The 20350-nt window shown below is 74.4% G+C and carries 18 protein-coding genes and 2 pseudogenes; 9 read left to right on the top strand and 11 right to left on the bottom strand.

Features of this window, described 5'->3' with window-relative positions; translation table 11 throughout:
* Positions 1-43: 43 nt before the first annotated feature.
* The 3 genes from OG534_RS09155 (at position 44) to OG534_RS09145 (ending at position 2214) form a co-directional block, all read left to right on the top strand.
* On the top strand, positions 44-694 hold the full coding sequence (locus OG534_RS09155; RefSeq protein WP_326587590.1) for a thymidine kinase: 651 nt from the start codon (positions 44-46) through the stop codon (positions 692-694).
* A 168-nt stretch (positions 695-862) separates the two neighbouring features.
* The gene (locus OG534_RS09150; protein WP_326587589.1) at positions 863-1693 is read left to right on the top strand and encodes a hypothetical protein; all 831 of its coding nucleotides are present in this window, start codon (positions 863-865) and stop codon (positions 1691-1693) included.
* Complete coding sequence (locus tag OG534_RS09145) at positions 1690-2214, top strand: SixA phosphatase family protein (protein ID WP_326587588.1); 525 nt, start codon at positions 1690-1692, stop codon at positions 2212-2214. Before OG534_RS09150 ends, OG534_RS09145 begins: the two co-directional genes overlap by 4 nt.
* 159 nt (positions 2215-2373) lie before the next feature.
* On the opposite strand, the gene OG534_RS09140 is transcribed toward OG534_RS09145, so the two are convergent.
* A complete protein-coding gene (locus tag OG534_RS09140) occupies positions 2374-3396 on the bottom strand; it encodes a helix-turn-helix transcriptional regulator (RefSeq protein ID WP_326587587.1) in 1023 nt (340 codons plus the stop codon).
* 123 nt (positions 3397-3519) lie between these two features.
* On the opposite strand from OG534_RS09140, the pseudogene OG534_RS09135 reads away from it, so the two are divergent.
* The 4 genes and pseudogenes from OG534_RS09135 to OG534_RS09120 form a co-directional block, all read left to right on the top strand.
* A pseudogene (locus tag OG534_RS09135) lies at positions 3520-3713 on the top strand (VOC family protein); the annotation flags it as partial.
* Positions 3705-3965, top strand: a complete 261-nt coding sequence (locus OG534_RS09130; RefSeq protein ID WP_326594042.1) for a hypothetical protein — start codon at positions 3705-3707, stop codon at positions 3963-3965. The pseudogene OG534_RS09135 and the gene OG534_RS09130, both read left to right, overlap by 9 nt.
* Positions 3962-5056 (top strand): winged helix DNA-binding domain-containing protein, encoded by a 1095-nt coding sequence (locus OG534_RS09125; protein WP_326587586.1) that lies wholly within the window; start codon positions 3962-3964, stop codon positions 5054-5056. Before OG534_RS09130 ends, OG534_RS09125 begins: the two co-directional genes overlap by 4 nt.
* A 281-nt stretch (positions 5057-5337) precedes the next feature.
* Complete coding sequence (locus tag OG534_RS09120; RefSeq protein ID WP_326587585.1) at positions 5338-6606, top strand: ATP-binding protein; 1269 nt, start codon at positions 5338-5340, stop codon at positions 6604-6606.
* Between the two features lie 95 nt (positions 6607-6701).
* On the opposite strand, the gene OG534_RS09115 is transcribed toward OG534_RS09120, so the two are convergent.
* On the bottom strand, positions 6702-7022 hold the full coding sequence (locus OG534_RS09115; protein ID WP_442807222.1) for a hypothetical protein: 321 nt from the start codon (positions 7020-7022) through the stop codon (positions 6702-6704).
* Between the two features lie 190 nt (positions 7023-7212).
* Between OG534_RS09115 and OG534_RS09110 the strand changes: the two genes are divergently transcribed.
* Both OG534_RS09110 and OG534_RS09105 read left to right on the top strand, forming a co-directional pair.
* Positions 7213-7812 carry a hypothetical protein gene (locus tag OG534_RS09110; RefSeq protein ID WP_326587584.1) on the top strand — a complete coding sequence of 200 codons (600 nt, stop codon included), beginning with the start codon at positions 7213-7215 and terminating at the stop codon, positions 7810-7812.
* Between the two features lie 110 nt (positions 7813-7922).
* A pseudogene (locus OG534_RS09105) lies at positions 7923-8172 on the top strand (thymidine kinase); the annotation flags it as partial.
* 27 nt (positions 8173-8199) lie between these two features.
* On the opposite strand, the gene OG534_RS09100 reads toward OG534_RS09105, so the two are convergent.
* From OG534_RS09100 to OG534_RS09060, 9 genes are all read right to left on the bottom strand, one after another.
* On the bottom strand, positions 8200-8964 hold the full coding sequence (locus OG534_RS09100; protein WP_326587583.1) for an NADase-type glycan-binding domain-containing protein: 765 nt from the start codon (positions 8962-8964) through the stop codon (positions 8200-8202).
* Positions 8965-10574: 1610 nt separating this feature from the next.
* Complete coding sequence (locus OG534_RS09095; protein ID WP_326587582.1) at positions 10575-11174, bottom strand: phage tail protein; 600 nt, start codon at positions 11172-11174, stop codon at positions 10575-10577.
* Positions 11171-13150, bottom strand: a complete 1980-nt coding sequence (locus OG534_RS09090) for a putative baseplate assembly protein (protein WP_326587581.1) — start codon at positions 13148-13150, stop codon at positions 11171-11173. Before OG534_RS09090 ends, OG534_RS09095 begins: the two co-directional genes overlap by 4 nt.
* Positions 13150-13572, bottom strand: coding sequence for a GPW/gp25 family protein (locus OG534_RS09085; protein ID WP_326587580.1), 423 nt, complete (start codon positions 13570-13572; stop codon positions 13150-13152). Before OG534_RS09085 ends, OG534_RS09090 begins: the two co-directional genes overlap by 1 nt.
* The gene (locus tag OG534_RS09080; RefSeq protein WP_326587579.1) at positions 13572-13889 is read right to left on the bottom strand and encodes a PAAR domain-containing protein; all 318 of its coding nucleotides are present in this window, start codon (positions 13887-13889) and stop codon (positions 13572-13574) included. The genes OG534_RS09085 and OG534_RS09080 overlap by 1 nt, the downstream gene beginning before the upstream one ends.
* A 68-nt stretch (positions 13890-13957) precedes the next feature.
* A complete protein-coding gene (locus tag OG534_RS09075; protein ID WP_326587578.1) occupies positions 13958-15775 on the bottom strand; it encodes a VgrG-related protein in 1818 nt (605 codons plus the stop codon).
* The gene (locus tag OG534_RS09070) at positions 15772-16506 is read right to left on the bottom strand and encodes a CIS tube protein (RefSeq protein ID WP_326587577.1); all 735 of its coding nucleotides are present in this window, start codon (positions 16504-16506) and stop codon (positions 15772-15774) included. The genes OG534_RS09075 and OG534_RS09070 overlap by 4 nt, the downstream gene beginning before the upstream one ends.
* A gap of 86 nt (positions 16507-16592) precedes the next feature.
* The gene (locus OG534_RS09065) at positions 16593-17018 is read right to left on the bottom strand and encodes a phage tail protein (RefSeq protein WP_326587576.1); all 426 of its coding nucleotides are present in this window, start codon (positions 17016-17018) and stop codon (positions 16593-16595) included.
* Positions 17019-17061: 43 nt separating this feature from the next.
* Positions 17062-20349: a hypothetical protein gene (locus tag OG534_RS09060; protein WP_326587575.1), complete on the bottom strand. Its 3288-nt coding sequence runs from the start codon at positions 20347-20349 to the stop codon at positions 17062-17064.
* Position 20350: the final 1 nt, after the last annotated feature.

Raw genomic sequence — 20350 nt, 5'->3', positions numbered from 1 at the left:
CTACCCCCACCTACCGCACGACCCGAAAGGTCCCGTACTCCCCATGCCCGAGCTGGTGTTCTTCTCCGGAACGATGGACTGCGGAAAGAGCACCCTGGCGCTCCAGATCGCGCACAACCGCGATGCGCGGGGACTCCAGGGCGTGATCTTCACCCGTGACGACCGGGCGGGCGAGGGCAAGCTGTCCTCGCGCCTGGGCCTGGTGACGGAGGCGGTCGAGGCGCCGGAGGGCATGGACCTGTACGCGTACCTGGTCGCGCAGCTGTCGAAGGGCGGCAGGGCGGACTACGTGATCGTGGACGAGGCGCAGTTCCTCGCCCCGGAGCAGATCGACCAGCTGGCCCGGATCGTGGACGACCTCGGGCTGGACGTGTTCGCCTTCGGGATCACCACGGACTTCCGCACGAAGCTCTTCCCGGGCTCGCAGCGTCTGATCGAGCTGGCGGACCGCTTGGAGCAGCTCCAGGTCGAGGCACTGTGCTGGTGCGGCGCCCGGGCCACGCACAACGCCCGTACGGTGGGCGGGGCGATGGTGGTCGAGGGCGCCCAGGTCTTCGTCGGCGACGTGAACCGCCCGGCGGAGGAGATCGGCTACGAGGTCCTCTGCCGCCGCCACCACCGCAAGCTCATGACCTCGGCCGCGGCCCACGCGGGCGCCCTTTCCCCGGACGTCCTCCCGGTCAACCACGCCTGACCGTCCACCTCGGTCCTGGTGCCCCCTGGGCTCCTGCCCGCCGACCGGCTTCCTGGGGGCTGAAAGGGCGCCGGCCCCGCGATCGTGCGACGCGCGGTGTTCCACAACGTCGGCGTCCTGGTCAGGTCCTCCCCGGTGCCGGAGGTTTCCACGACTAGCCTCCACATCATGCTGCGTATCGCCGACACCCGCACCGGCCGCTCCGTGGAGATTCCTTCCGCACACCGCCATCTGCTGCGCATCTGCGTCCACCTGCCGGTCATCGACACCGAGATCGGGGCGGTGCACGTACGGACGCCCCTGGTCGGCGACGTGCTGGCGCGCACCGCGGAGCTGCATGGCCTGGAGTCCCAGACGGTCCTCATCACACCGGAACTGCCGGATGGGCAATCCCAGGCGCTCGATCGCGCCATGTCCGATCTCGGCATCCACCCACCCGCCACCGTCGGTGGACATGATCTGACCGAGACGCTTTGCGCCGCTGCCGAGGTGCACGTGCTCGCTCACGGCACCCCCGGACAGGACGCCGCCGGCGCGGTCTGGATCGACGTGGGACAGGTCAGCCCAGCACCCCCGGACGGAGGCGTCCCGGGCCGTGACCACCTCCTCGCCCCGGGCCTCCTGAACGCGTTCGCCCCAGCGGGGACCGATCCGCTGGCGGTGCGGCTGCTGTTGCTCGGCCACGCACACAGCACGCCGGTCACGGTCACCAGCGCCGCGCTCGACGAGGCCCGGCGGACGCTGGGGCGTTGGCGGCAGCAGGTGGCCGACTGGGCGCAGGAGCCGTCCAGGCCGATCCCTGCCGACGTGCTGCGACAGGCTCATGCAGCGCTCGCCGATGATCTCGGCGTCCCCGCTGTCCTGGGCATGCTGGTCGGCATGGCGACGCGCGCCGACGTGCCGGCCGGCGCCAAGTTCGAGACGTTCGCCTTCCTCGACCGCGTCCTCGGGCTGGACCTCGCGCGCGAGGTCGGCCACCAGCACCAGGCGACGCCATGACGTCGGATGACTCCCGGCGCCTGGTCGTCCTGCGGCACGCCAAGTCCGCCTGGCCGGAGGTGCCCGACTCCGAGCGGCCGCTCGCCCCGCGCGGCCGCCGTGACGCACCCGAAGCCGGCCGCTGGCTGCGCGAGGCCGGCTGCGTTCCCGACCTCGTCGTGTGTTCCTCCGCCCACCGCACCCGCCAGACGTGGGACCTCGTCGCGGCCGAGTTCGGCGCCACCACACCCGTGATCCACGACGCGCGCATCTACCGCGCGACAGCCGGGGAGTTGCTCGGCGTCGTACGGGAGGTTCCCGCGCACGTGCGGACGCTGATGCTGATCGGGCACAACCCGGGCGTGCAGGAGCTGATTCTGCTGCTTGCCGGTGAGGCGGACGGCTACGCGCTGGAGCAGACCCGTACGAAGTTCCCGACGTCCGCGATCGCGGTCCTGCGCGTGCCGGGGCCTTGGTCGTCTCTCGAACCGGGTGCCGCCCGAATGACCGACATGGTCGTGCCGCGCGGCGCGAAACCCTGATGGACGGCACGGGTCGGCCTGCCGTACCGCTGGCCGGCTCCGGACCGAGCGAGGTGCGTGCGCTGCCTGGTCGGGTCGTACGGTTCAAGTCCTACCAGCGGCTGGCGTATCTCCCCGAGGAGCCCATCCGCCCCGAACCGTGGCCGACGAGCGCTCGGGTCATTGAATCGGGGGCAGCGTGGCGGGTGTGCCGGTTGCGGCGTTGGCGTAGCGGCGGGCCAGGTGCCCGAAGGCGTCATTGAGTTCGGCCGGTCCGACGACCTCGATGTCGGCGTCGAACCTGCCGATGGTGGCGGCCAGGCCGGGCCACGACCACGAGCCCAGGACGAGCCGGCAGCGGTTCGGCCCGAGTTCCTCGACCAGTCCGTCGGGGGTGTGGCGGGACACGGCTGCGGCCGGCAGGTCGAGGAGCACCTCGCCCCGGCAGGGCCAGTCGGCCGAGCCGTCGGCGCCCCGGAACCTGTCGGCCACGAAGGCGGCCACGTCACCGCCGGGCAGCTCACGCGGGGTGAAGCGGGGCCCCGAGGGGGTGCGCGGGGTGATCCGGTCCGCGCGGAAGGTGCGCCAGTCCTCGCGGTCGAGGTCCCAGGCTACGAGGTACCAGCGCCCGCCCCAGGTGACCAGGTGGTGGGGCTGCACCCGGCGCGGAGGGGAACCGGCGTTGCCGTCGTGGTCCGCGGCTACCGGCGCGGACGCGGGGGCGTAGTCGAAGCGCAGCACCTCGCGGGCGTGGACGACGGCGCTGAGCGCCATGAGCACGCCGCCGTCGACCTGTGGGTGCGGCCGGACCGAGGGCCGCTCGACGACGGTGACCTGGAGGGTGTCGATGCGGCGGCGCAGCCGTGCGGGCATGACCTGCCGGACGCTGTGCAGCGCACGGCCCGCGGCTTCCTCGATGCCGGCGCCGCTGGTGGCGGCGACCTGGAGCGCGACGGCGAGGGCGACGGCCTGCTCGTCGTCGAACAGGAGCGGGGGCAGTTCCGCGCCGGCGTCGAGCCGGTACCCGCCGTCCGGGCCCTTGGTGGCCACGACGGGATAGCCGAGCTCGCGCAGGCGGTCGACGTCGCGGCGCACGGTGCGGGGGCTGATGTCCAGCCGCTCGGCCAGCAGGCCTCCCGGCCAATGCCGCCGAGCCTGGAGCAGCGAGAGCAGCGACAGCAGGCGCGCTGAGGTCTTCTGCATGACTCCCATACTGCCCCGAGAAGCGGACAGAACCTGACCGCTTCTCCTGCGACTGTGGTCATCGGGCCGGGCCAGGCAAGCCGGGTCGCCCAGACACAACGCATCGAGAGCCAGGAGCCCATCATGTCCGTCAACGCTGTGACTCACCTGAACTTCCGAGGTGACTCCCGCGCGGCACTCACCTTCCACGAGTCCGTGTTCGGTGGGGACGTGGTGGTGGTCACGTCACCGCGTTCTGGGAGAAGCTCGCCGACGGCGCGGCCGTCCTGCAGCCGCTGGGCCCTGCGCAGTGGGCGCCCCTCTACGGAATGCTGAAGAAGGACCTGGCAGTGAAGATGCGCGCGCTGGGGCGGACCGGGATTCAGGTCAACCCCTACTGTCCGGGCACCGTGATGTTCGGCCAGGCAGACGATCCCGATCACGATGACTGCGTCCGAATCATCCACCGGGTGCCGGACTCAGGGATCAACCTCGTCGACGCGGCCGACGTGTCCAGCACCCCGCCTGCCATCACCCGCCCGGCACTGCACCGACGATCGGCAGACGAGCGCGCCGGGGTGACCCGATGACCGTTCTCGACACCCGGGCCCTGGGCCGTGCGACGCTCGCCCGGCAGTTGCTGCTCGATCGCGCCGACATTCCCGTCCTCGACGCCGTCGCGCACCTCGGCGGTCTGCAGGCGCAGGAGCCGCAGGAACCGTTCGTCGGGCTCTGGTCGCGGCTACGCGCGTTCGACCCGGCGGCACTCTCGGACCAGCTTGTCCGGCGGGGCGTGGTGCGGACCCATCTCATGCGCCGCACCGTCCACCTCGTCACCGCCGACGACGCCCTGGCCTGGCGGGCCCGCCACGAGACCATGCTGCGCCAACGGGTCCTCGGAACCTACCGGCGCGAGCTCGAAGGGGTTGACCTCGACGAGCTGGCCGCAGCGGGCCGGGCGATCATGGCCGACGGCGAACCGCGCTCGATGACCGAGCTCGCGCGGGCGCTCGCCGAGCGCTGGCCGGCGCCGGGGCCACGGGCTCTGGGGGAGATGCTGGTCGCCGCCCTCGTGCCGATGGTGCAGCTGCCGCCGCGCGGGCTCTGGCGCACCAGGGCGGGAGTGCGCAACGTCCCGCTCTCGTCCTGGCTGGGTCGCGAGATCGACTCTCCGTCCCCCAACGCCGCCGATCCGGTGGGCCAGGCGCTGGTGCGGCGCTATCTGGCCGCGTTCGGCCCCGCCGCCTCGGCCGACCTGCGTGCCTGGTGCGGCCTCGCCGGACTGCCGGCCGCGGTCGCCGCGATCCGCGAGGAGCTGGTCAGCTTCCGGGACGAGCGGGGCAGGGAACTGTTGGACCTCCCCGGCGCACCGCGCCCCGACCCCGACACACCCGCCCCGGTCCGGTTCCTGCCGGCGTTCGACAACGCGATCCTCGGCTACCACGACCGCAGCCGAATCATCGACGACGCCCACCGCGGACTGTCGGTCGCCGGCGCCCGCGTCGTCCTGGTCGACGGCCGGGTCGCCGCGACCTGGACCGTTGAGGACGGCACCGTGATCGTCAGCCCGTTGGGCCTTCTCTCCCGAGCCGACCGCACCGCCGTGGCCGAGCAGGGGCGGGCAACGGCGTCGTTCCTCTCCGACAACGACAGCCACCGCGTACGGATCGCCGCTTCCTGAGCACAGGGTTTCGCACCCTGTGCATGGTGTGCGTCACTCCGATCCGCGTCGCGGCAATCGGGAGCGCTCGGCGCCCGGCCGGCCGTTGACACGGGCCGGCCGGAGGGCGGCGCCGAGATTCCGGACCCGGCGGATCCCGCCGACGAGGAGCTGCCCGACGCGCTGCGGCTCGGTCGCCGGGTTCCGGGTCGCCCGCGCTGATCGGACGTACGGCTCCCATCGCGCGCGTTCTCCGCGCATCGGCTGATGATGGGAGTACGGCCGAGCACGCGGAGCTGATCATGACGGGTTGGCGTGTCAGGGACTACACCCAGGACGATCTCGAAGCGGTGATCCGCGTCGATGCGGAGAGCCGCGCGGCCGAGGAGCCACCCCTCTTCCCGCTCTCGGACGCCGTGGCCGCCCTTCAGGCTCTGCACCCGGCGGTGGTGGCCACGGCGGACGAGGTGGTGGTCGGCGCCGCGGTGAGCAGGGTGGAGGGTGACAGGGCGTGGATCCTGCGCATCTGCATGGCGCCCGCCTGGCGGCACCAGGGCCTGGGCAGCAACCTGATCACAGCCCTTGAGGACCGGCTGTTCGCCGGTGGAGTCCGAACGGTGCAGGCGGTCCTGCCCGACGGCGGGACCGGAGCCGCGGCCCTGCACAACTGCGACTTCGGCGCCCGCCCGGGCCTGGTCTTCTTCGAGAAGCGCGGGCGGGTGACTCCTCAGGCGGTCGGCATGCTCTCCTCGCTCGGAGCGGAGCTGCCGCCCGGGGGACTGTGGCAGAAGGTCGCGGGCATGCAGAGGGAGAAGCAGCTCATCGAGCGACGTCTGGTCCTGCCGCTGGCCCACCCGGGACTGGCCGCCCAGCACGGGGTGGAGCCGCCGCGGGCGGTGATGCTGTTCGGTCCGCCCGGGACCGGGAAGAGCACGTTCGCGCACGCGATCGCCAGCCGCCTGGGATGGCCCTTCCTCGAACTGTTCCCCGCCCGTCTGGCCGCCGAATACGGGCTGGCGAGCGGGCTGAACCGGCGCTTCGACGAGATCGCCCAGCTGGACCACGTCCTGGTCTTCATCGACGAGGTCGAGGAGATCGCCGGGACACGCAGCGGTGCGGACGCGACCGCGGTCGGTGTCGTCAACGAACTGCTCAAGGCGATCGTCCGGTTCCGGGGCCAGGACGGCCGGCTGCTCGTCTGCGCCACGAACAACGTGACCACGCTCGACTCCGCATTCCTTCGGCACGGCCGCTTCGACTACGTGCTGCCGATCGGACCTCCCGACCACCGCGCCAGGACCGCGTTGTGGGAGAGCTACCTGGCCCGAGCGGGCGCGGAGGCCGACAGCACGGCGCTGGCGTCCGCCAGCGAGGGGTTCACCCCCGCCGACATCGCCCATGTGGCGCGCACCGTCTCCCAGGTCCAGTTCGAGCGCACCTTCGACACCGGGACCCGGGCCCGCCCCACGACCGACGACTACCTGGGCACCATCGGCGACACCAAGCCCACGGTCAGCGCCGCCATGGCCCAGGAGTTCGCCCAGCAGACCGAGAAGTTCGCCCGCATCTAGGCCGCGCTCTTCCTCCTCGGCCTCCATGCGCCGGATTCCCTCGTGGGTGAGGGTGACCATTGCGGGGGTGTTGCCCGGTTCCCAGTCGACGGTGATCAGGCCCTCGCCCGCGAGGTAGGTGCAGGCGGCGGCCAGGTCCTGTTCCGGTACGTGGAGGTCGCGCCGCAGTCGTCGGAGTGGGCGCCGCTGCCGGCGGGGGTCCTGCTGGCGGCCAGCCACGAGCGGGCGGGGCCGGCGGGTGTCGCGGTGTCCACGGTGAGGTGGAGGCGGGTGTCGCCGTCGGGGGCGGGGTAGCTGCGCTGTTCCGTGCCCGCGAAGCAGTGGCGAAGCGCCTCCGCGACTGCTCGGGCGGCTTCGGGCGTGTGCGCGATGATCCTTACCTCGGCGTGCCCGAGCGAGGGCAGGGTCTGGGCCAGGTGAAGCACCCGTCCTGGTGGGACGGGAACGCGGCGCCGCCCCGCGCCGGCGACAAGCTCCACGTCTGCGTGCTGGACGCCACCCTCGAGCCGTTTGCCCGTCTCAGCGCGCTCCAGAACGACATCGACGTCGCCCGGCGGCTGAGAGGTGACGCCTGGCACGGCAACGACTTCGCCTTCGCCTTCACTGATGACGCATGGGCTGCCGTGCGCATACGGTGCGGGCGGGCGGCTGGTCACCCGCGCCAACGCCGCGGGCCGGGCGGTCCTGGTGGAGTGCGACGTACTCCACGACCCCGGATCCACGTTTGTGACACCGGACATCGAGCTGTATCCGTACACGATCCAGGCATCAGAGGGGCCCCCACGAATGAGCGGGACCGGAGAAGCGGCGAAGGCCGGGCTGGAGGTCGTGGCCGGGGACGTCGGTGAGGCGGTGCCCTCGTACGCGCGGGCCTTCCAGGTCGTTGTCAACATCGAGGTGAAGCCGGTGGCCACCGTGCCTCGCAGGACTTCGGGAGCGCCGGAGGAGGCCGACCGGCTGTGGCTGGAGCACGCGCGGACTGCTGCTGTCATCGATGACGAGGGCTGCTTCCTGGTCCGGGGCGCCGATCGGGACTGGGTCCGCGTGCGCCGCACCGCGCACACCGCGCTCTCCGCCGCCCTCGTACCCGGTGCCGGCTCCATGGTCATCGCGATGTCTCCGGACGGCCGGCGACTGTGCGCCCTGACCGAGGAGGACGACGACTACTGGATCGTCGTGCACCACTTCGAGGACCGTCCGGTGTGACCCGGGGCGCGGCGGCACGGTACCTGCGGCAGCGCTCCGCACCGTGGAGCCCGCCGCCGATCGCTACGCTGGCCGCCTCGGTCGCGCGTGACTCCGGCGCGAGTTGGTGGATGCCCAGTAGGAGGACCCTGCCGCTCCGGATCGCGCACAACCGCGATGCGCGGGGACTGCAGGGCGTGATCTTCACCCGTGACGACCGGGGAGGAGGAGGGCAAGCTGTCCTCGCGCCTGGGTCTGGTGACGGAGGCGGTCGAGGCGCCGCAGGGCATGGACCTGTACGCGTACCTGGTCGCGCAGCTGTCGAAGGGCGGCAGGGCGGACTACGTGATCGTGGGCGAGGCGCAGTTCCTCGCCCCGGACGTCCTCTCGGTCGACCACGCCTTTTCGTCAGCTGCGCTGGAAGAACTCCACTTCGCCCAGGGCGACATGGCGGTCCGGGGTCAGTCCGGCGGGTGCGTCGAGGGTGAGGCGGATCGTCGTGGCGTCGCTGATGCCGGTGGGGAATGTCTGTGGTCCGGGCTTGTCGCTCAGGGCGAACTTTTTGTGGATCTTTTGGCCGTCCCGTGCGGTCACCTCCATGCCGATCTGGAGTGCCCGTCCCTGTTTCGCGTACTCCTCGGGTGATGACGAGGCGCCGTTGGTGATGATCACGTTGACCAGGCGGAACGGCTTGGCGAAGGTGTACGTCACCGAGGCGCCGGGGCCGGGCACGGCCCAGTAGCGGTTGCTGAGCCCGTCCGTGCTGTGGCTCACCGGGTGTCCGGGCAGTTCGGTGCTCGCCTCGATGCGGGTCGGGGTCACCGCCTTGGCCTTGCCGAGCTTGTCCCGGGTGTCCTCCAGCAGGTGGCGTCCGGCCGGCAGCAGCAGGAAGCCGCCCGCGCACAGGGCCAGCACCACGGCCAGGATCACCAGGAAGCGCACCATCCGGCCCGAGCCCGCCCGGGTGCGGCGGCGCAGCGGCCAGATCGTCCGCCACCAGGGCAGAGGAGCCGGTGCGGTGGTGGGCGTCAGCGGCGCGGCGCAGCGGCGGCAGAAGCGGCGCTCTGGCGGGTTGGGCGTGCCGCAGGCGGGGCACGGCACCCCGGCCACGTCGTCGCTCACCGCGGCGGGACGGACGACCGGACGCGGCGCGACGGCCTTCGCGGGGCGCACGGGTGCCGGTGACGCTGTGGGCGCTCCCGCTGGGGTGGCGGGTTGCGCGGCGGTGGCGGGCGGTTGCGGTGCGCGGGGCGGCGGGGACGTCGGCGCCGGGGCGACGGGCGGTACGACGGTCGGTGTTCGTGCTGCCTGGGAGGCGCCGGTGGTGCTCCGGGCAGTGGGCGCGGCTTGAGGGGTGCCTTCCGCACCGTCCGCCCGAGCGGCTGAACGGGCGGATGGTGCGGAGGGGACCGACTCCGCGCCGGCGGGACCGGCCGGGCCGGCCCCGGCGTCGGCGGGCGCGCCCGGGTGGGACTCCGAGGCAGCGGGTGTGGACGGGTTGCCCCGTCCACGCAGCCAGGCCAGCCGCCGACCTGCGGGGGCGGGCGGGGTCGACTCCGTGTTGGCGCGAGCGGAAGGGCCGGGCTCGGCGTCGATGGACGCAGGCGGGTGAGACTCGGTGCCGACGGGCGTAGTCGGATGGGATGCCGGGGCGGCGGGTGTGGACGGGGTGGACCGTCTACGTGGCCAGGACAGCCGCCGACCTGCGCCGGCGGGCGCGGATGGGTCGGATTCCGCCCCGGCGGGCGCGGGCGGGATCGACTCGTCGGCGGTGGGCGGCCGGGAGTCCGACCGTTGCGGGGCTGTGCGCTCTCGGGGTGCGCCCGGTTGGGCTGTACTCGCCTGGGTCCTGCCCGGTTGGGCTGTGCCCTCTCGGGTCGTTGCCTCCCGGGGCGTGCCTTCCCGGGTTGTGCTCTGCTGGGTGGGGCCAGCTTGGGTTGTGCCGCGGGCCGTGCCCTCCGGAGCTGTGCCCGCGCGGGTTGCGGCCTCGTGGGGCGTGCCCGCCTGGGGCGTGTCCGCCTGGGGCGTGTCCGCCTGGGGCGTGTCCGCCTGGGCCGTGCCCGTCTGGGCCGTGCCCGTCTGGGCCGTGCCCGTCTGGGCCGTGCCCGTCTGGGCCGTGCCCGTCTGGGTGGGGCCAGCTTGGGTTGTGGCGCGGGTTGTGCCCTCCGGAGCTGCGGCCTCGCGGGGCGTGCCTTCCCGGGGGGTGCTCTCCGGGGTCGCGCCCCGTTGGGGTGTGCCCTCGCGGGCTGTACCCTCCGCAGCTGTGCCCTCGCGGGGCGTGCCCTCCCGGGCCGTGCTCGCCTGGGTGGGGCCAGCTTGGGTTGTGCCGCGGGCCGTGCCTGCCGCAGCCGTGGCCTCGCGGGTCGTTGCCTCCCGGGGCGTGCCCGCCGGGGCCGTGCCCTCGTAGGCCGTGGCCTCCCGGTCCGTGCCCGCTTGAGCCGTCCCACTTTGGGCCGTGCCCGTCTGGGGCCTGCCTGCTTGGGCCGTGCTCGCCCGGGCCGTGTCTGCTTGGGTCGAGGTTTCCCGGGCCGTGGTCGCCTGAGGTGTGCTTGCTTGGGCCGGGGTTCCTTGGGGCGTGCCCGGCTGGGGCGTGGGCTCTTGGGGTGTGGTGTTCTGGGTGTCGGGTTCCGGACCCGCAAGGGGTGCCGGGGGGTTTGGGGTTGGGGCCGACGTACGCCGTGCGGGGGCGGAGTCGGACCAGCCCAGGTAGGCGCCGCAGTTGGCGCAGAAGTCGTCCGTCGCGCCATTGGACGCCCCGCATGCCGGGCACGCTCGCAACGCCGTCACCTTCCTTCACCGGTGGGCGGTCCGGGCAGGACCTCCACCCGGCAGACCGTGTGGACAGGGCACAGGGTGCGGACGAGTGCGCGGACCCGGTCCGCGTCCACCGTGTTCATCGTGTTCACCGCGCCCGCCGATCCCGCCGATCCCGCCTGCGGTGCCCACACCCGTACCAGGACCTCCTCGGCCGGGGCGGGCGGCAGATCGGCGCCCGCCGTGCGGGACCAGGTGGCCCCGCCGTCCCCGCTGACCTCGGCGGACACGCCCAGCACCAGGCGCAGGGCCTCGACCAGGCCGCGCCGGGTGCCGCGCCACCGGTGCAGTTCCACCGCGCGTGCCACCGCCTCGCGCCGCAGCTCGACCGGCCACCGCGGATCGTCGAGGCTGCCCACCCAGGAGGCCAGCCAGGACAGGAAGTCGGCCGGGGCCAGCCGGGGATCGAGGTAGGAGGGCAGGTTGTCGAGGGTCGTGAACACGGGGGCGAGGACGGTGTCCAGCCCCGCCGTGAACCGCTGGGCGAAGTCGTCGTCGGCGTACAGCGCGGGCAGCTGCTCGCCGATCGGGTGCCGGCTGGGCAGGCCGGGGACGGCGGCCCGGCTCATCCGAGCACCTCCGGCTCCGGCGCCGTCACGACCACTTGGTGCTGGTAGGAGAAGACCAGTGCGCCCGCACCGATGTCGATCCGGTCGACCGGCGCCCCGCGCCGCCCCGTGATCGGGTCGGCGGCGAACATCCGGATCTCCTCCACCAGTACGTCCCCGACGGCGCGTTGCAGGACGCCGAACACCTCGCCGTACTGCACGGGCCGCCCGAACGGCCAGCCGGTGCCGTCGGGCCCGCCCTGCAGCGGGTTGAGGTGGCGGAACAGCGCGGCGAGCGCCGCGTCGCGCACCCGGTCGGCGTCCCCGGCGGGCGCCGACAGCCGGGCGACCACGGTGACGCCCTGGTAGACGGGCGGTTCCACGACGAGGCGCGTGCCGATCAGGCGCCGTTCGTCGAGGGTCGTGGTGATCGCGGTGAGCACCTGGTCGGAGGGGATCAGCTGCTCGAAGCGGAGCCGGTCGTCGCCCTCGTCGGCCACCGCGTCCGGAACCACGAGGACCCGTACCGCGCCCGGGCCTCCCCCGCCGTCCCGGTCGGGAAGGCAGCGGACCCGGCGCACCGACGGCGCCGCCCGGCGGGCGATGATCTCGTAGTCCTCGGCGGTCACCGCGCGCTCCTGCACGCGCAGCGCCTGCGGCGCCCGCAGCTTGGCGTTGTCGATCGTCTCCCCGGCGACACCCCCGCGCGCCGCCTCCCGGTTGGTGACCCGGGCGACGTACGGGACGGAGCTGCGCAGTACGGAGATCGCTCCGCGCGAGACGTTGCCCGCCGGGCCGCCCCCGGTGCGGTAGCGGGCCACGCGGATCTGGGAGCCCTTGGGCGGTACGGCACCGCAGGGACGCAGGGTGCCGTCGGCCTCGCGCAGCACCGGCGGGAAGGCGAACTCGCCGGTGGTGGCGTCCACGCGCACGTGCCGGTCGTCGGGCCCGGAGCGGCCGAAGTGCTCCACGACGTCCCAGCGCTGCCACCCCTCGGCGGAGGACACCTCCACCACCGGCGGTTCCCCGTCGAGCAGGACGGGCGGGCGGCCGAGCCGGAAGGTCTGCCCCGCCACCCCCTCCGACGCGCCGAGCGGTACGTCGCTCACGCGCTCGGCGTGTTCCACGGCCATCGTGCCGCCGACGGTGAAGACGGCGGCCTCGCGCACGGTCGGGGACTCCGAGTAGAACGGCTGGCCGGGCTCCGGCTCGGTCACCCGGCAGCGCAGCCAGCCCGCGCGGGTCCCGCTGATCACCGACGCGGCGTGCCCGGCCGGTACGTAGACGATGACCTCACCGGGCCGGTTCAGGCCGCCGGTGCTGTCGGAGCCGGTCTCGCAGCGCTGCCACCGCCCGCCGTCCCACGCCTCCCACACCAGCGGGGGCTGGCGCGGGTCGACACCGACGCCCTCGACGCGGCTGTCGAGGCGCACCGCGACCACGCAGCGCGGCACCGCGGTCGGCAGGCCGAACAGCAGGGCGTCGCCGGGCTCGGGCGTCGCCTGGAAGCACGGTGTGTCGCGGCCCTCGGCGAGCGCGCCGGTCCGGTCGGTCAGGTCGCCGGTGCGGGGCGAGGTGACCAGGCGCGTCAACTCGCTCGGCACGATCCGCAGATCGCCGGTGGTCGCGAAGACCACCGCCTCCTCGGTCTCGCCGGTCTCGCCGGCCGCGGTGGTCACCTCGGTGCCGGCGGGCAGCGTCACCGTCTCGGGCTGAGGGGCCGAAAGCCAGAAGTCGACGTCGGCGAGGGCGGCCGAGGGCGGGTACAGCTGGATGCCCAACAGGTCCAGGAACGCCAGGTAGTTCTTGTCCGGGACCCGGTTCAGCCGGTACAGCAGCTGGTCGACGAGGTAGGCGAACGTCTCGATCAGGGTGACGCCCGGGTCGGAGACGTTGTGGTCGGTCCACTCGGGCGCGCGCTGCTGCACGTACCGCTTCGCCTCGTCGACGAGCTGCTGGAACCGTCGGTCGTCCAGGTTGGGGGAGGGCAGGGCCATCAGTCCGCGACCATTTCCTCGGCCCCCTCCTCGGAGGGGATCGTGTAGAAGGGGAAGACCAGGTTGCGCCGGTCGTTGGTGGTGCGCACCGTGTAGTGCACATCGATGTAGAGGGTGCCCGCGTCCACGGAGTCGAAGGCCACGACGACCTCGTCCACCGCGATCCGCGGCTCCCAGCGCTCCAGCGCCTCGCGCACCTGCTGGGCGACCCGCCCGGCGGTGTCGCCGTCGCCGGGCGCGAAGACGTACTCGTGGATGCCGCAGCCGAATTCGGGCCGCATCGGCCGCTCGCCGGGCGCGGTGCCCAGGACGAGGCGGATGGCCTCCTCCAGCTCCCGCTCCCGCTCGACCATGGCGATCCCGCCGGTCGGCCCGACGCGCAGGGGGAAGGCCCAGCCGCGCCCGATGAACCGTTCGCTCATCACACGCCCCCGATCAGGACGTTCGGGGCGCCGGTCAGGACCATCGCGCCGCACGCGGTCTGGTCGCGGGCCCGCGCGGCGGGCAGCCCGCCGATGAGCACCGTGCCGGAGGCGAGCCCGGCCGGGTTGGGCACGATCACGTTGGCCGGTCCCAGCGCCGCGTGCGGCGGGACCACGCAGACGTGCAGGCTGCCCACGACGGCGGCGGGCAGGCCGCCGATCAGCACCGTCGCGACCGCCGCGGCGGCGCCGGGCGGCGGCGTGGCGAGCCGGCCACCGTGGTTGGTGGGGTCGCCGGTACGGGCTGCGGCTGGCATCGGGTGCTCCTCGGGGAAGGCGGTCGTGGGGCAGGGGGGACGGGGGCCCTGGGGCCCTGGGGCGAGGCTCAGTTGATCCGGATGAGCCGGGCCTTGAGGACGGCGAGCAGGCCGCCGTTGACGGTGACGTCCGCGGTTCCGTTCACCTTCACCGACCGGCCGCCGATGCTGACCCCGGCCGTGCCGTCGATGTCGACCTGGCGGCCGGACACCTTCACGGTGCCCTGCCCGGCGTCCAGCGTGATGCCGCTCTTGTCCAGGAGGACGGAGGTCAGCGGGCGGTTCCGCCCCGCGTACACGGTGAGCTCGATCCGGTCCCGGCGGTCGTCCATGCGTACTTCGAGCCGCTCATCCCCGGTCACCAGCCGCAGCCCGGACGGGCCCGGCGCCGCCGCGTCCAGCAGCTCCACGCGGTGGCCCGAACGCGACACCACCGAGCGGCGGTTGACCTTGCCGCTGGTCTTGTCGATCAGCGGTACGTCGTGCGGTGAGGGCTGGTCCACGCCGTTGTAGAGCCCGCCGAGGACGTACGGACTGTCGAGCAGCCCCTGTTCGAAGCCGACGAGCACCTCGTCGTTGACCTCGGGGCTCACCACGCCGCCGCCGCCCTTGCCGCCCCACTGGACGGTGCGCACCCAGTCGGTGACGTAGGTGTCGTCCAGCCAGGGGAACTTCAGGCGGACCGCGCCGCGTTGGGAGCCGTTCGGCTCGCGTACGTCCGTCACCACGCCGATCGCCAGACCGGGGAGGCGCGGGCCGCGTCCCGGCGCGTTGGCGCCGGTCACCAGGCCGGTCAGGGAGCGGTCCGGGCTGGCGCTGACCCACACGGTCGTGCGGTAGCCGCCGTGCGGCTCCAGCACGTGCTGCACGGCCGTCGCCGTGTACCGGCCGGAGAACGCCTGCCCCACGTTGCCGAGCGCCACCGGCTTGCCCGCCCGCAGCAGCGGGTTCCCCTCGGCGACCGCCTCCAGCTCGCCGAACCCGGCGCTGGTCCGGTCCGCCGCCGCCTTCGCGGCCGCCGTCGTCTCGGCCTGCGTCCGGTACGGGGTGTCGGTGACGGCCACGGCCGACTTCCCGAACCGTGCGGCGAGCTGGGGGCTGAGGCCCGGCACCACGGTGTCGCTGACCACGGACGGCTGCTCGGCGACCAGCGGCCGCTTGGTGGTCACGTCCCAGCCGCGCACCTGCACCTTCGAGGCGCCGTCGGCGGCCGACAGCGCGGCCCGCAGGGCGAGGAGGTTCCGCCCGTACTCCAGGACCATCGGGTCGCGCGTCGCCGACGTCGAGGGGGCGGGCGCACCGGAGGCCTTCACGGGCCGGGTGAACTGGAGCAGCCCCTTGTCGTCGACGCGCACCTGCGCGCCGCACTCGCCCGCGAGGTACTGCAGGAAGTCCCAATCGGAGACGTTCGCCTGCGACAGCTGCTTGTACGTCACCGGCGCGGCCTCCACCTTCCCGACGGCCAGCCCGGCGCCGGCGGCCACCTTGCGGACGATGGCGGCGGCCGTCATGTTCCGGTACGCCACGACCTTGCGGCCGCGCTGCAGGCGGTGGGCCTTGGAGTAGGCGCGTACGACGGTGAACGAGCCGGTGCGGTCCCGGTCGATCTCCAGGGCCGTGACCTCGCCGTTGAACAGCCGCTCCCGTGCCTGCCCCTTCACGGTCGTCACCGACACCCGCAGCGGGGTCCCGATGGTGATGCCGGTGGCGCGCAGGAACTCGTGGTCGGGGTCGCGGTAGGTGAGGACCGCGGTGTCCGGCAGGCCCACGTTCTCGTCGACCACACAGCTCACCAGCTGCGCGGCCCAGACCGGCGGCAGTTCGCCGGGCGTCTCCACGATCGGGTCGGCCGCGAACGACCGGCCCCCGGATTGGGACGTACTCACCGCTGGTCCTCCTCGCCGGCGCCGTATTCGGGGTCCTGCAGCCCGGGCACCACGAGCTCGGTGCCGGGGACGAGCGCCATCGGGTCGTCGATGCCGTTGGCCTCGGCGATGGCCCGCCAGGCCGTCGCGTCGCCGTATTCGCGCCAGGCGAGCATCGCCAGACTGTCGCCCGCCACCACGATGTGCGTGCTGCGGGCGGTGCGTGACCCGGAGGTCGGGTTCTGGCCGGGCGGGTCGACGCTCGCCTCTTCGATGGACAGTGAGCAGGTGGCCCGCAGCGGCTTCCCGTCCACGTCGAAGAGCGTGTACGACACCGACAGGTTCGACAGGACCCCGTCGAACGAGGTCGTCCGGGCGCTGCCCCACTCGAAGCGCACCCACGGGCTCGCCGGCTTCTTGCGGCCGAGGCTGGCCGGGGTCGGCACGCATGCCTTCATCAGCTTCTCCACCGCCTGCTCCACCGAGTTGTCGTGCGTGGCGGTGGCGTCCAGGAACACGTCCAGGCTCAGGGTGCGCGGACCGCTGCCCACGAACTCGGGCAGCGCCGACTGCCCCGCCATCCGGGACGGGGAGCGCCGCCACTCGGTCGTCTTGCCCAGTTGCAGCGTCGAGGGGTTGAACTGGAGGTCGAGCTTCGCGATCGTCCCGCCGGGCTTGGCCCCGACCGAGGTCGGGGGCTCCTTGAGGGTGAGCTGGGCCCTGGCGCGGCTGGCGCGTGCCGATGAGGCCATGGCGTGGGCTCCCTTCCGGAGCGGGGACGACGAGGACGACGTACAGGGGGTGGACGGTCGGGCGGGCGGCGGCGGTCGGGCGGCGGTCAGGAGGGCAGCAGACCCGCGTGGGCGATCTCCAACGTCTCCACCGCCGCGGCGGAGTTGGCGGGGTCGAAGGACGGACCCTGCCAGCGGACCGGGACGATCCCGAACACCTGCCAGCTGATGATCCGGCTCAGGTCGGGCTTCAGGGCCACGATCTCGCCGTCCTTGGGCTCGACCCGCCGCAGCGTCTCGTCCAGCCAGCGGCCGATCTTCGCGGTGTCGGCGGTGACGGGCCGGGTGAGCGTGATGTTCGACCAGGTCACGCGTCCCGGCAGCTGCCAGGTGAAGCCGTTGTTGCCGCCCTCGGCGTAGCTCTCCATCTCGACCTCGGCGCCCATGCCGGAGCAGGTGTGGAAGGCGCCCAGGTCGTTGCCGCCGATCGCCAGCCGGAAGAACACGCTGGTCGCGAAGATGTTGTCCGTCATCGGTACGTCGTCCGTTTCTCGTTCGTACGTGATCTCGGCGCGCTCAGCGGCGGCCGTCGAAGGGCCGGCCCGCGCGTTCCCGGCCGCGCCGCAACTCGGTGCGCAGCAGGCGGGCGACCGGATCGAGCAGACGGCGTGCCAGGTCGTCCAGGTCGGCGTCGGGGACTTGCGGCGCCGCCTCGCGCGCACGCTCGTGCCGGCCGGAAGCCGTGGTCCCTGTCCCTGTCCCGGTGCCTGTGGTCGGGGCCGGGCGTCGGTCGCCGCGGGGCGCGGGGGCGGCGGTCTGGACGCTGACCGGACCGGGGGTGCCCCGACTGCCGCCCGTGTCGCGCTGTACCGGTGGTGTGCTCGCCGGTGGCGTGGGGCCGTTCGCTCCCGGGGTGACGGCGGGGGCCGGTGTCCTGGGCCGCACCACGGGTACGGGCCGCGCCGACGACGCGGCCACCAGGGACGGCTGGACCACGAGCGGCGGAGCGTGCGGGCCGGTCACGGGCAGCGCGGTGGCCGCGACGCGGGCCGGGGCGGCCGATGTGGGCGCCGGGCGCACGGCGTGCACGGGACGCGGGCCGTGGCCGGGGGAGGCGGAGGGACGTGCCGGCGTCGGCGTGGTCGGCGGGGTCGTTCCTCGTGTCCCGTCGGCGGCGCGCTGGACGTGCTGCGGTGCGGTGGACGGGGCGGGCCAGCGTGCCGCGACCACGGGACGGCTCGCCGGGCGGGGCGCGGGGGCGGCCGCGCTGCCCATGTCACGGGTGCCGAGGGGCAGGGGACGTGCCGCCAGGAGCTGGAGGGTGCGGGGCGCGGGAGGCGCTGCCGCGACGGGCGTGCGGTGCGGGGTTCCGCTCCGGTCCGCCGCGACGGCGCGGGCGACGACGAGCGGGACCTGACCGCCGGTACCACGGGCCGGCGACGGCTTGTCGGTGCGCCGGGACGGGGCCGGTGCGCCGGACCCGGCCGCGGACGGCGCGGTGCCTTGCAGGGTCGGGAGGTCCGGCGAGGTGGCGGCGGCCCGCTGGACGAGCCGGGGAGCGCCGGGCGCGGGGGCCTCGGGGGCCGTTGCGGGGGTGGGGTTCGGCGCCTTGCCCGCGCCCAGCAGAGGCGCGTGGACGGACGGTGCCTGGGTCCGCGCGGCGTCAGCGGGCGCGGGCGCGCGCTGGACGTCGGCGGGGGAGGCGGGCCGCGAGGCGCGGGACCGGTACGAGGGGTACGAGGGGTACGAGGGGTACGTGGGCGAGGCGGCGCTCGGCGGCAGTGCGGGCAGCGGAGCCCCCAGCCCGGTGCGCACGCGCGGCGTGGATCGCCCCGGGGCCGGACGGTCGGCCGGGGGTTCCGCCTGGCGCTGCACGATGGGCATCGCCGGGGTGGGTGCCGGGTCGGCGGTCGCTGCGGGTCGGCCCGGTGGTGTGGCCGTGGGCGGGAGTTCCGTGAGCGGTGCGCCGAGGGGTGCGCGGGTCTGTGCGCGTTGGACGGGCGTCTGCGGCTCGGTCGTGGTCGTGACCGGGCCCGGGTGGTCGGCCGGGGGTTCCGGTTGGCGCTGCACCATGGGCATGGCCGGCGTGGGTGCCTGGTCGGGCGCCGCTGTGGAGCGGGCCGACGGCACGGCGGTGGCGGGCAGTTCGGGCAGCGGTGCGCCGAGCGGTGCGCGGGTCTGTGCGCGTTGCACGGGGGTCTGCGGGTCGGTCGTCGTCTTGGTGGTGGCCGGTGCCGGACCCGGGCCCGGGCGGTCGGCCGGGGGTTCCGCCTGGCGCTGCACCATGGGCATGGCCGGGGTGGATGCCTGGTCGGGCGCCACTGCGGACGGGCCCGACGGCACGGCCGTGGCGGGCAGTTCGGGCAGCGGTACGCCGAGGGGTGCGCGGCTTTCCACACGCTGCACGGGGGTGTCCGCGTCGGTCGTGGTCGTGGTTGTGACGGGGGGCGCCTGCGCGGGCGAGGGACGTACGACGGACACGCGGCGCCTCGGCGTGGCCGGGACCCGGGCGACGGTCAGCGCGCGGCCGACGGCGCGCGGCCGGACCACCGTGTGCGCCGGCTTCTCCGCGCTGGGCGCGGGGGCGCCGGGGGCCTCCGGGACGGGCCCCGATCTCGTGGAGCTGGTGGTTCCGGTGGATCCGGACGTGCCCGCCGCGGCCCGCTGGACGGGTGGGGCGGACGCGGCGGACGGGCCGGCCGAAGGCGCCGTGGCACGCCCGGCGGACGTCGCTCGGGCCGCCGGGGAGCCTTCGACGGACGCCCCGGGGACTACCGCGATACGGCGGATCAGCGGGAATGGCGGAGGCATCGGCGCACGGCCGGGCGCTGCCGGGGACACGGCGGTGCCGCTGCCGGTCGCCTCGGCCCGCTGCACGGCGGGAGCGGGAGTGCCGAGCAGGGCCGCGGAGTGCGTGGACGTCAGGCCACGAGTACCCGGTGTCGCGCCGGTAGGTGTCCGGCCCGGCGCGTCCGTGCCCGACCGGACCTCGCGCGCGCCGCCACGGGCGGTGGCACGGGCCACGACCGGGCCGGGCGCACCGCCGCCGCGGGACGGCGACGTGGGGTTCGGCGCGGACGGGCCCGTGCCCGCCGCTGCCGCGGGAGCAGACCCGGCCGTGCCCGTTCCGGACATCGCCGGATCCGCTGCCGGCCCGCGTGCACCTGAGGTACTCGTACGAGACGACGTCACGCTGGACGACGGGGAGCCGGACGGGGCGGAACCGGAGGAGGAGGCGTCTGACCGCACCCGGCGGGAGATCTGCGGGGTGTCGAGCCTCGGCGGGGTGTCGCGCCTGCGCGGTGTTCCCGGTCCTCCCGGTGCTCCCGGCGTTCCAGCTGCACTCGGAGCCGTGGTCCGTGCCTGTGCGAACGGGGCCGCCGCCCCGGGCGCCGCGTCCGCCTCGGACGGGTGTCGCAGCGCACGCAGCAGCAGCGGCCCGCCGCCGCTGGAGGCAGGCGCGGGGCGTGCGGTGGCGGGGCGGGCGACCCCGCGTACGAGACCGGCCGGGGCGGACGGCAGCAGGGCGTGGGCGAGCCCGGTGTCGAACGACGGATCGCGCCACGCGGCCAGGCCGGACCGGAAGGCCAGCCCGTCGCTGACGCCCATCGGCGCGCGGGACACCGTCAGTGCGGGCTGCGCCGTCATGCGCCAGCCGCCGTCCCAGTCACCGGGCACGCCGACGTTCCGGATGGCAGCAGCCGCGCCACCGGACGACGCCGCGCCACCGGACGACGCCGCGCCACCGGACGACGCCGAGTCGCCGGAGGACGCCGAGTCGCCGGAGGGCGCTGCCGCCTCCCGGCCGGTCGCGGCGTCCGGTGGCACGGCGGCGCGCCGACGCAGCCTGTCCCGCCATGCCATG

This window comes from Streptomyces sp. NBC_01294 (genome assembly GCF_035917235.1).
GTDB classification, from domain to species: Bacteria; Actinomycetota; Actinomycetes; order Streptomycetales; family Streptomycetaceae; genus Streptomyces; species Streptomyces caledonius.
This window is presented reverse-complemented; position numbering and strand designations above follow the sequence as displayed.

Excerpts from the sequence above, each read along its gene's own strand:
- OG534_RS09155 (WP_326587590.1), top strand. The coding sequence starts at position 44 with ATGCCCGAGCTGGTGTTCTTCTCCGGAACGATGGACTGCGGAAAGAGC.
- OG534_RS09150 (WP_326587589.1), top strand. The coding sequence starts at position 863 with ATGCTGCGTATCGCCGACACCCGCACCGGCCGCTCCGTGGAGATTCCT.
- OG534_RS09145 (WP_326587588.1), top strand. The coding sequence starts at position 1,690 with ATGACGTCGGATGACTCCCGGCGCCTGGTCGTCCTGCGGCACGCCAAG.
- OG534_RS09140 (WP_326587587.1), bottom strand. The coding sequence starts at position 3,396 with ATGCAGAAGACCTCAGCGCGCCTGCTGTCGCTGCTCTCGCTGCTCCAG.
- OG534_RS09130 (WP_326594042.1), top strand. The coding sequence starts at position 3,705 with ATGCTGAAGAAGGACCTGGCAGTGAAGATGCGCGCGCTGGGGCGGACC.
- OG534_RS09125 (WP_326587586.1), top strand. The coding sequence starts at position 3,962 with ATGACCGTTCTCGACACCCGGGCCCTGGGCCGTGCGACGCTCGCCCGG.
- OG534_RS09120 (WP_326587585.1), top strand. The coding sequence starts at position 5,338 with ATGACGGGTTGGCGTGTCAGGGACTACACCCAGGACGATCTCGAAGCG.
- OG534_RS09110 (WP_326587584.1), top strand. The coding sequence starts at position 7,213 with ATGACGCATGGGCTGCCGTGCGCATACGGTGCGGGCGGGCGGCTGGTC.
- OG534_RS09095 (WP_326587582.1), bottom strand. The coding sequence starts at position 11,174 with ATGAGCCGGGCCGCCGTCCCCGGCCTGCCCAGCCGGCACCCGATCGGC.
- OG534_RS09090 (WP_326587581.1), bottom strand. The coding sequence starts at position 13,150 with ATGGCCCTGCCCTCCCCCAACCTGGACGACCGACGGTTCCAGCAGCTC.
- OG534_RS09085 (WP_326587580.1), bottom strand. The coding sequence starts at position 13,572 with ATGAGCGAACGGTTCATCGGGCGCGGCTGGGCCTTCCCCCTGCGCGTC.
- OG534_RS09080 (WP_326587579.1), bottom strand. The coding sequence starts at position 13,889 with ATGCCAGCCGCAGCCCGTACCGGCGACCCCACCAACCACGGTGGCCGG.
- OG534_RS09070 (WP_326587577.1), bottom strand. The coding sequence starts at position 16,506 with ATGGCCTCATCGGCACGCGCCAGCCGCGCCAGGGCCCAGCTCACCCTC.
- OG534_RS09065 (WP_326587576.1), bottom strand. The coding sequence starts at position 17,018 with ATGACGGACAACATCTTCGCGACCAGCGTGTTCTTCCGGCTGGCGATC.
- OG534_RS09060 (WP_326587575.1), bottom strand. The coding sequence starts at position 20,349 with ATGGCATGGCGGGACAGGCTGCGTCGGCGCGCCGCCGTGCCACCGGAC.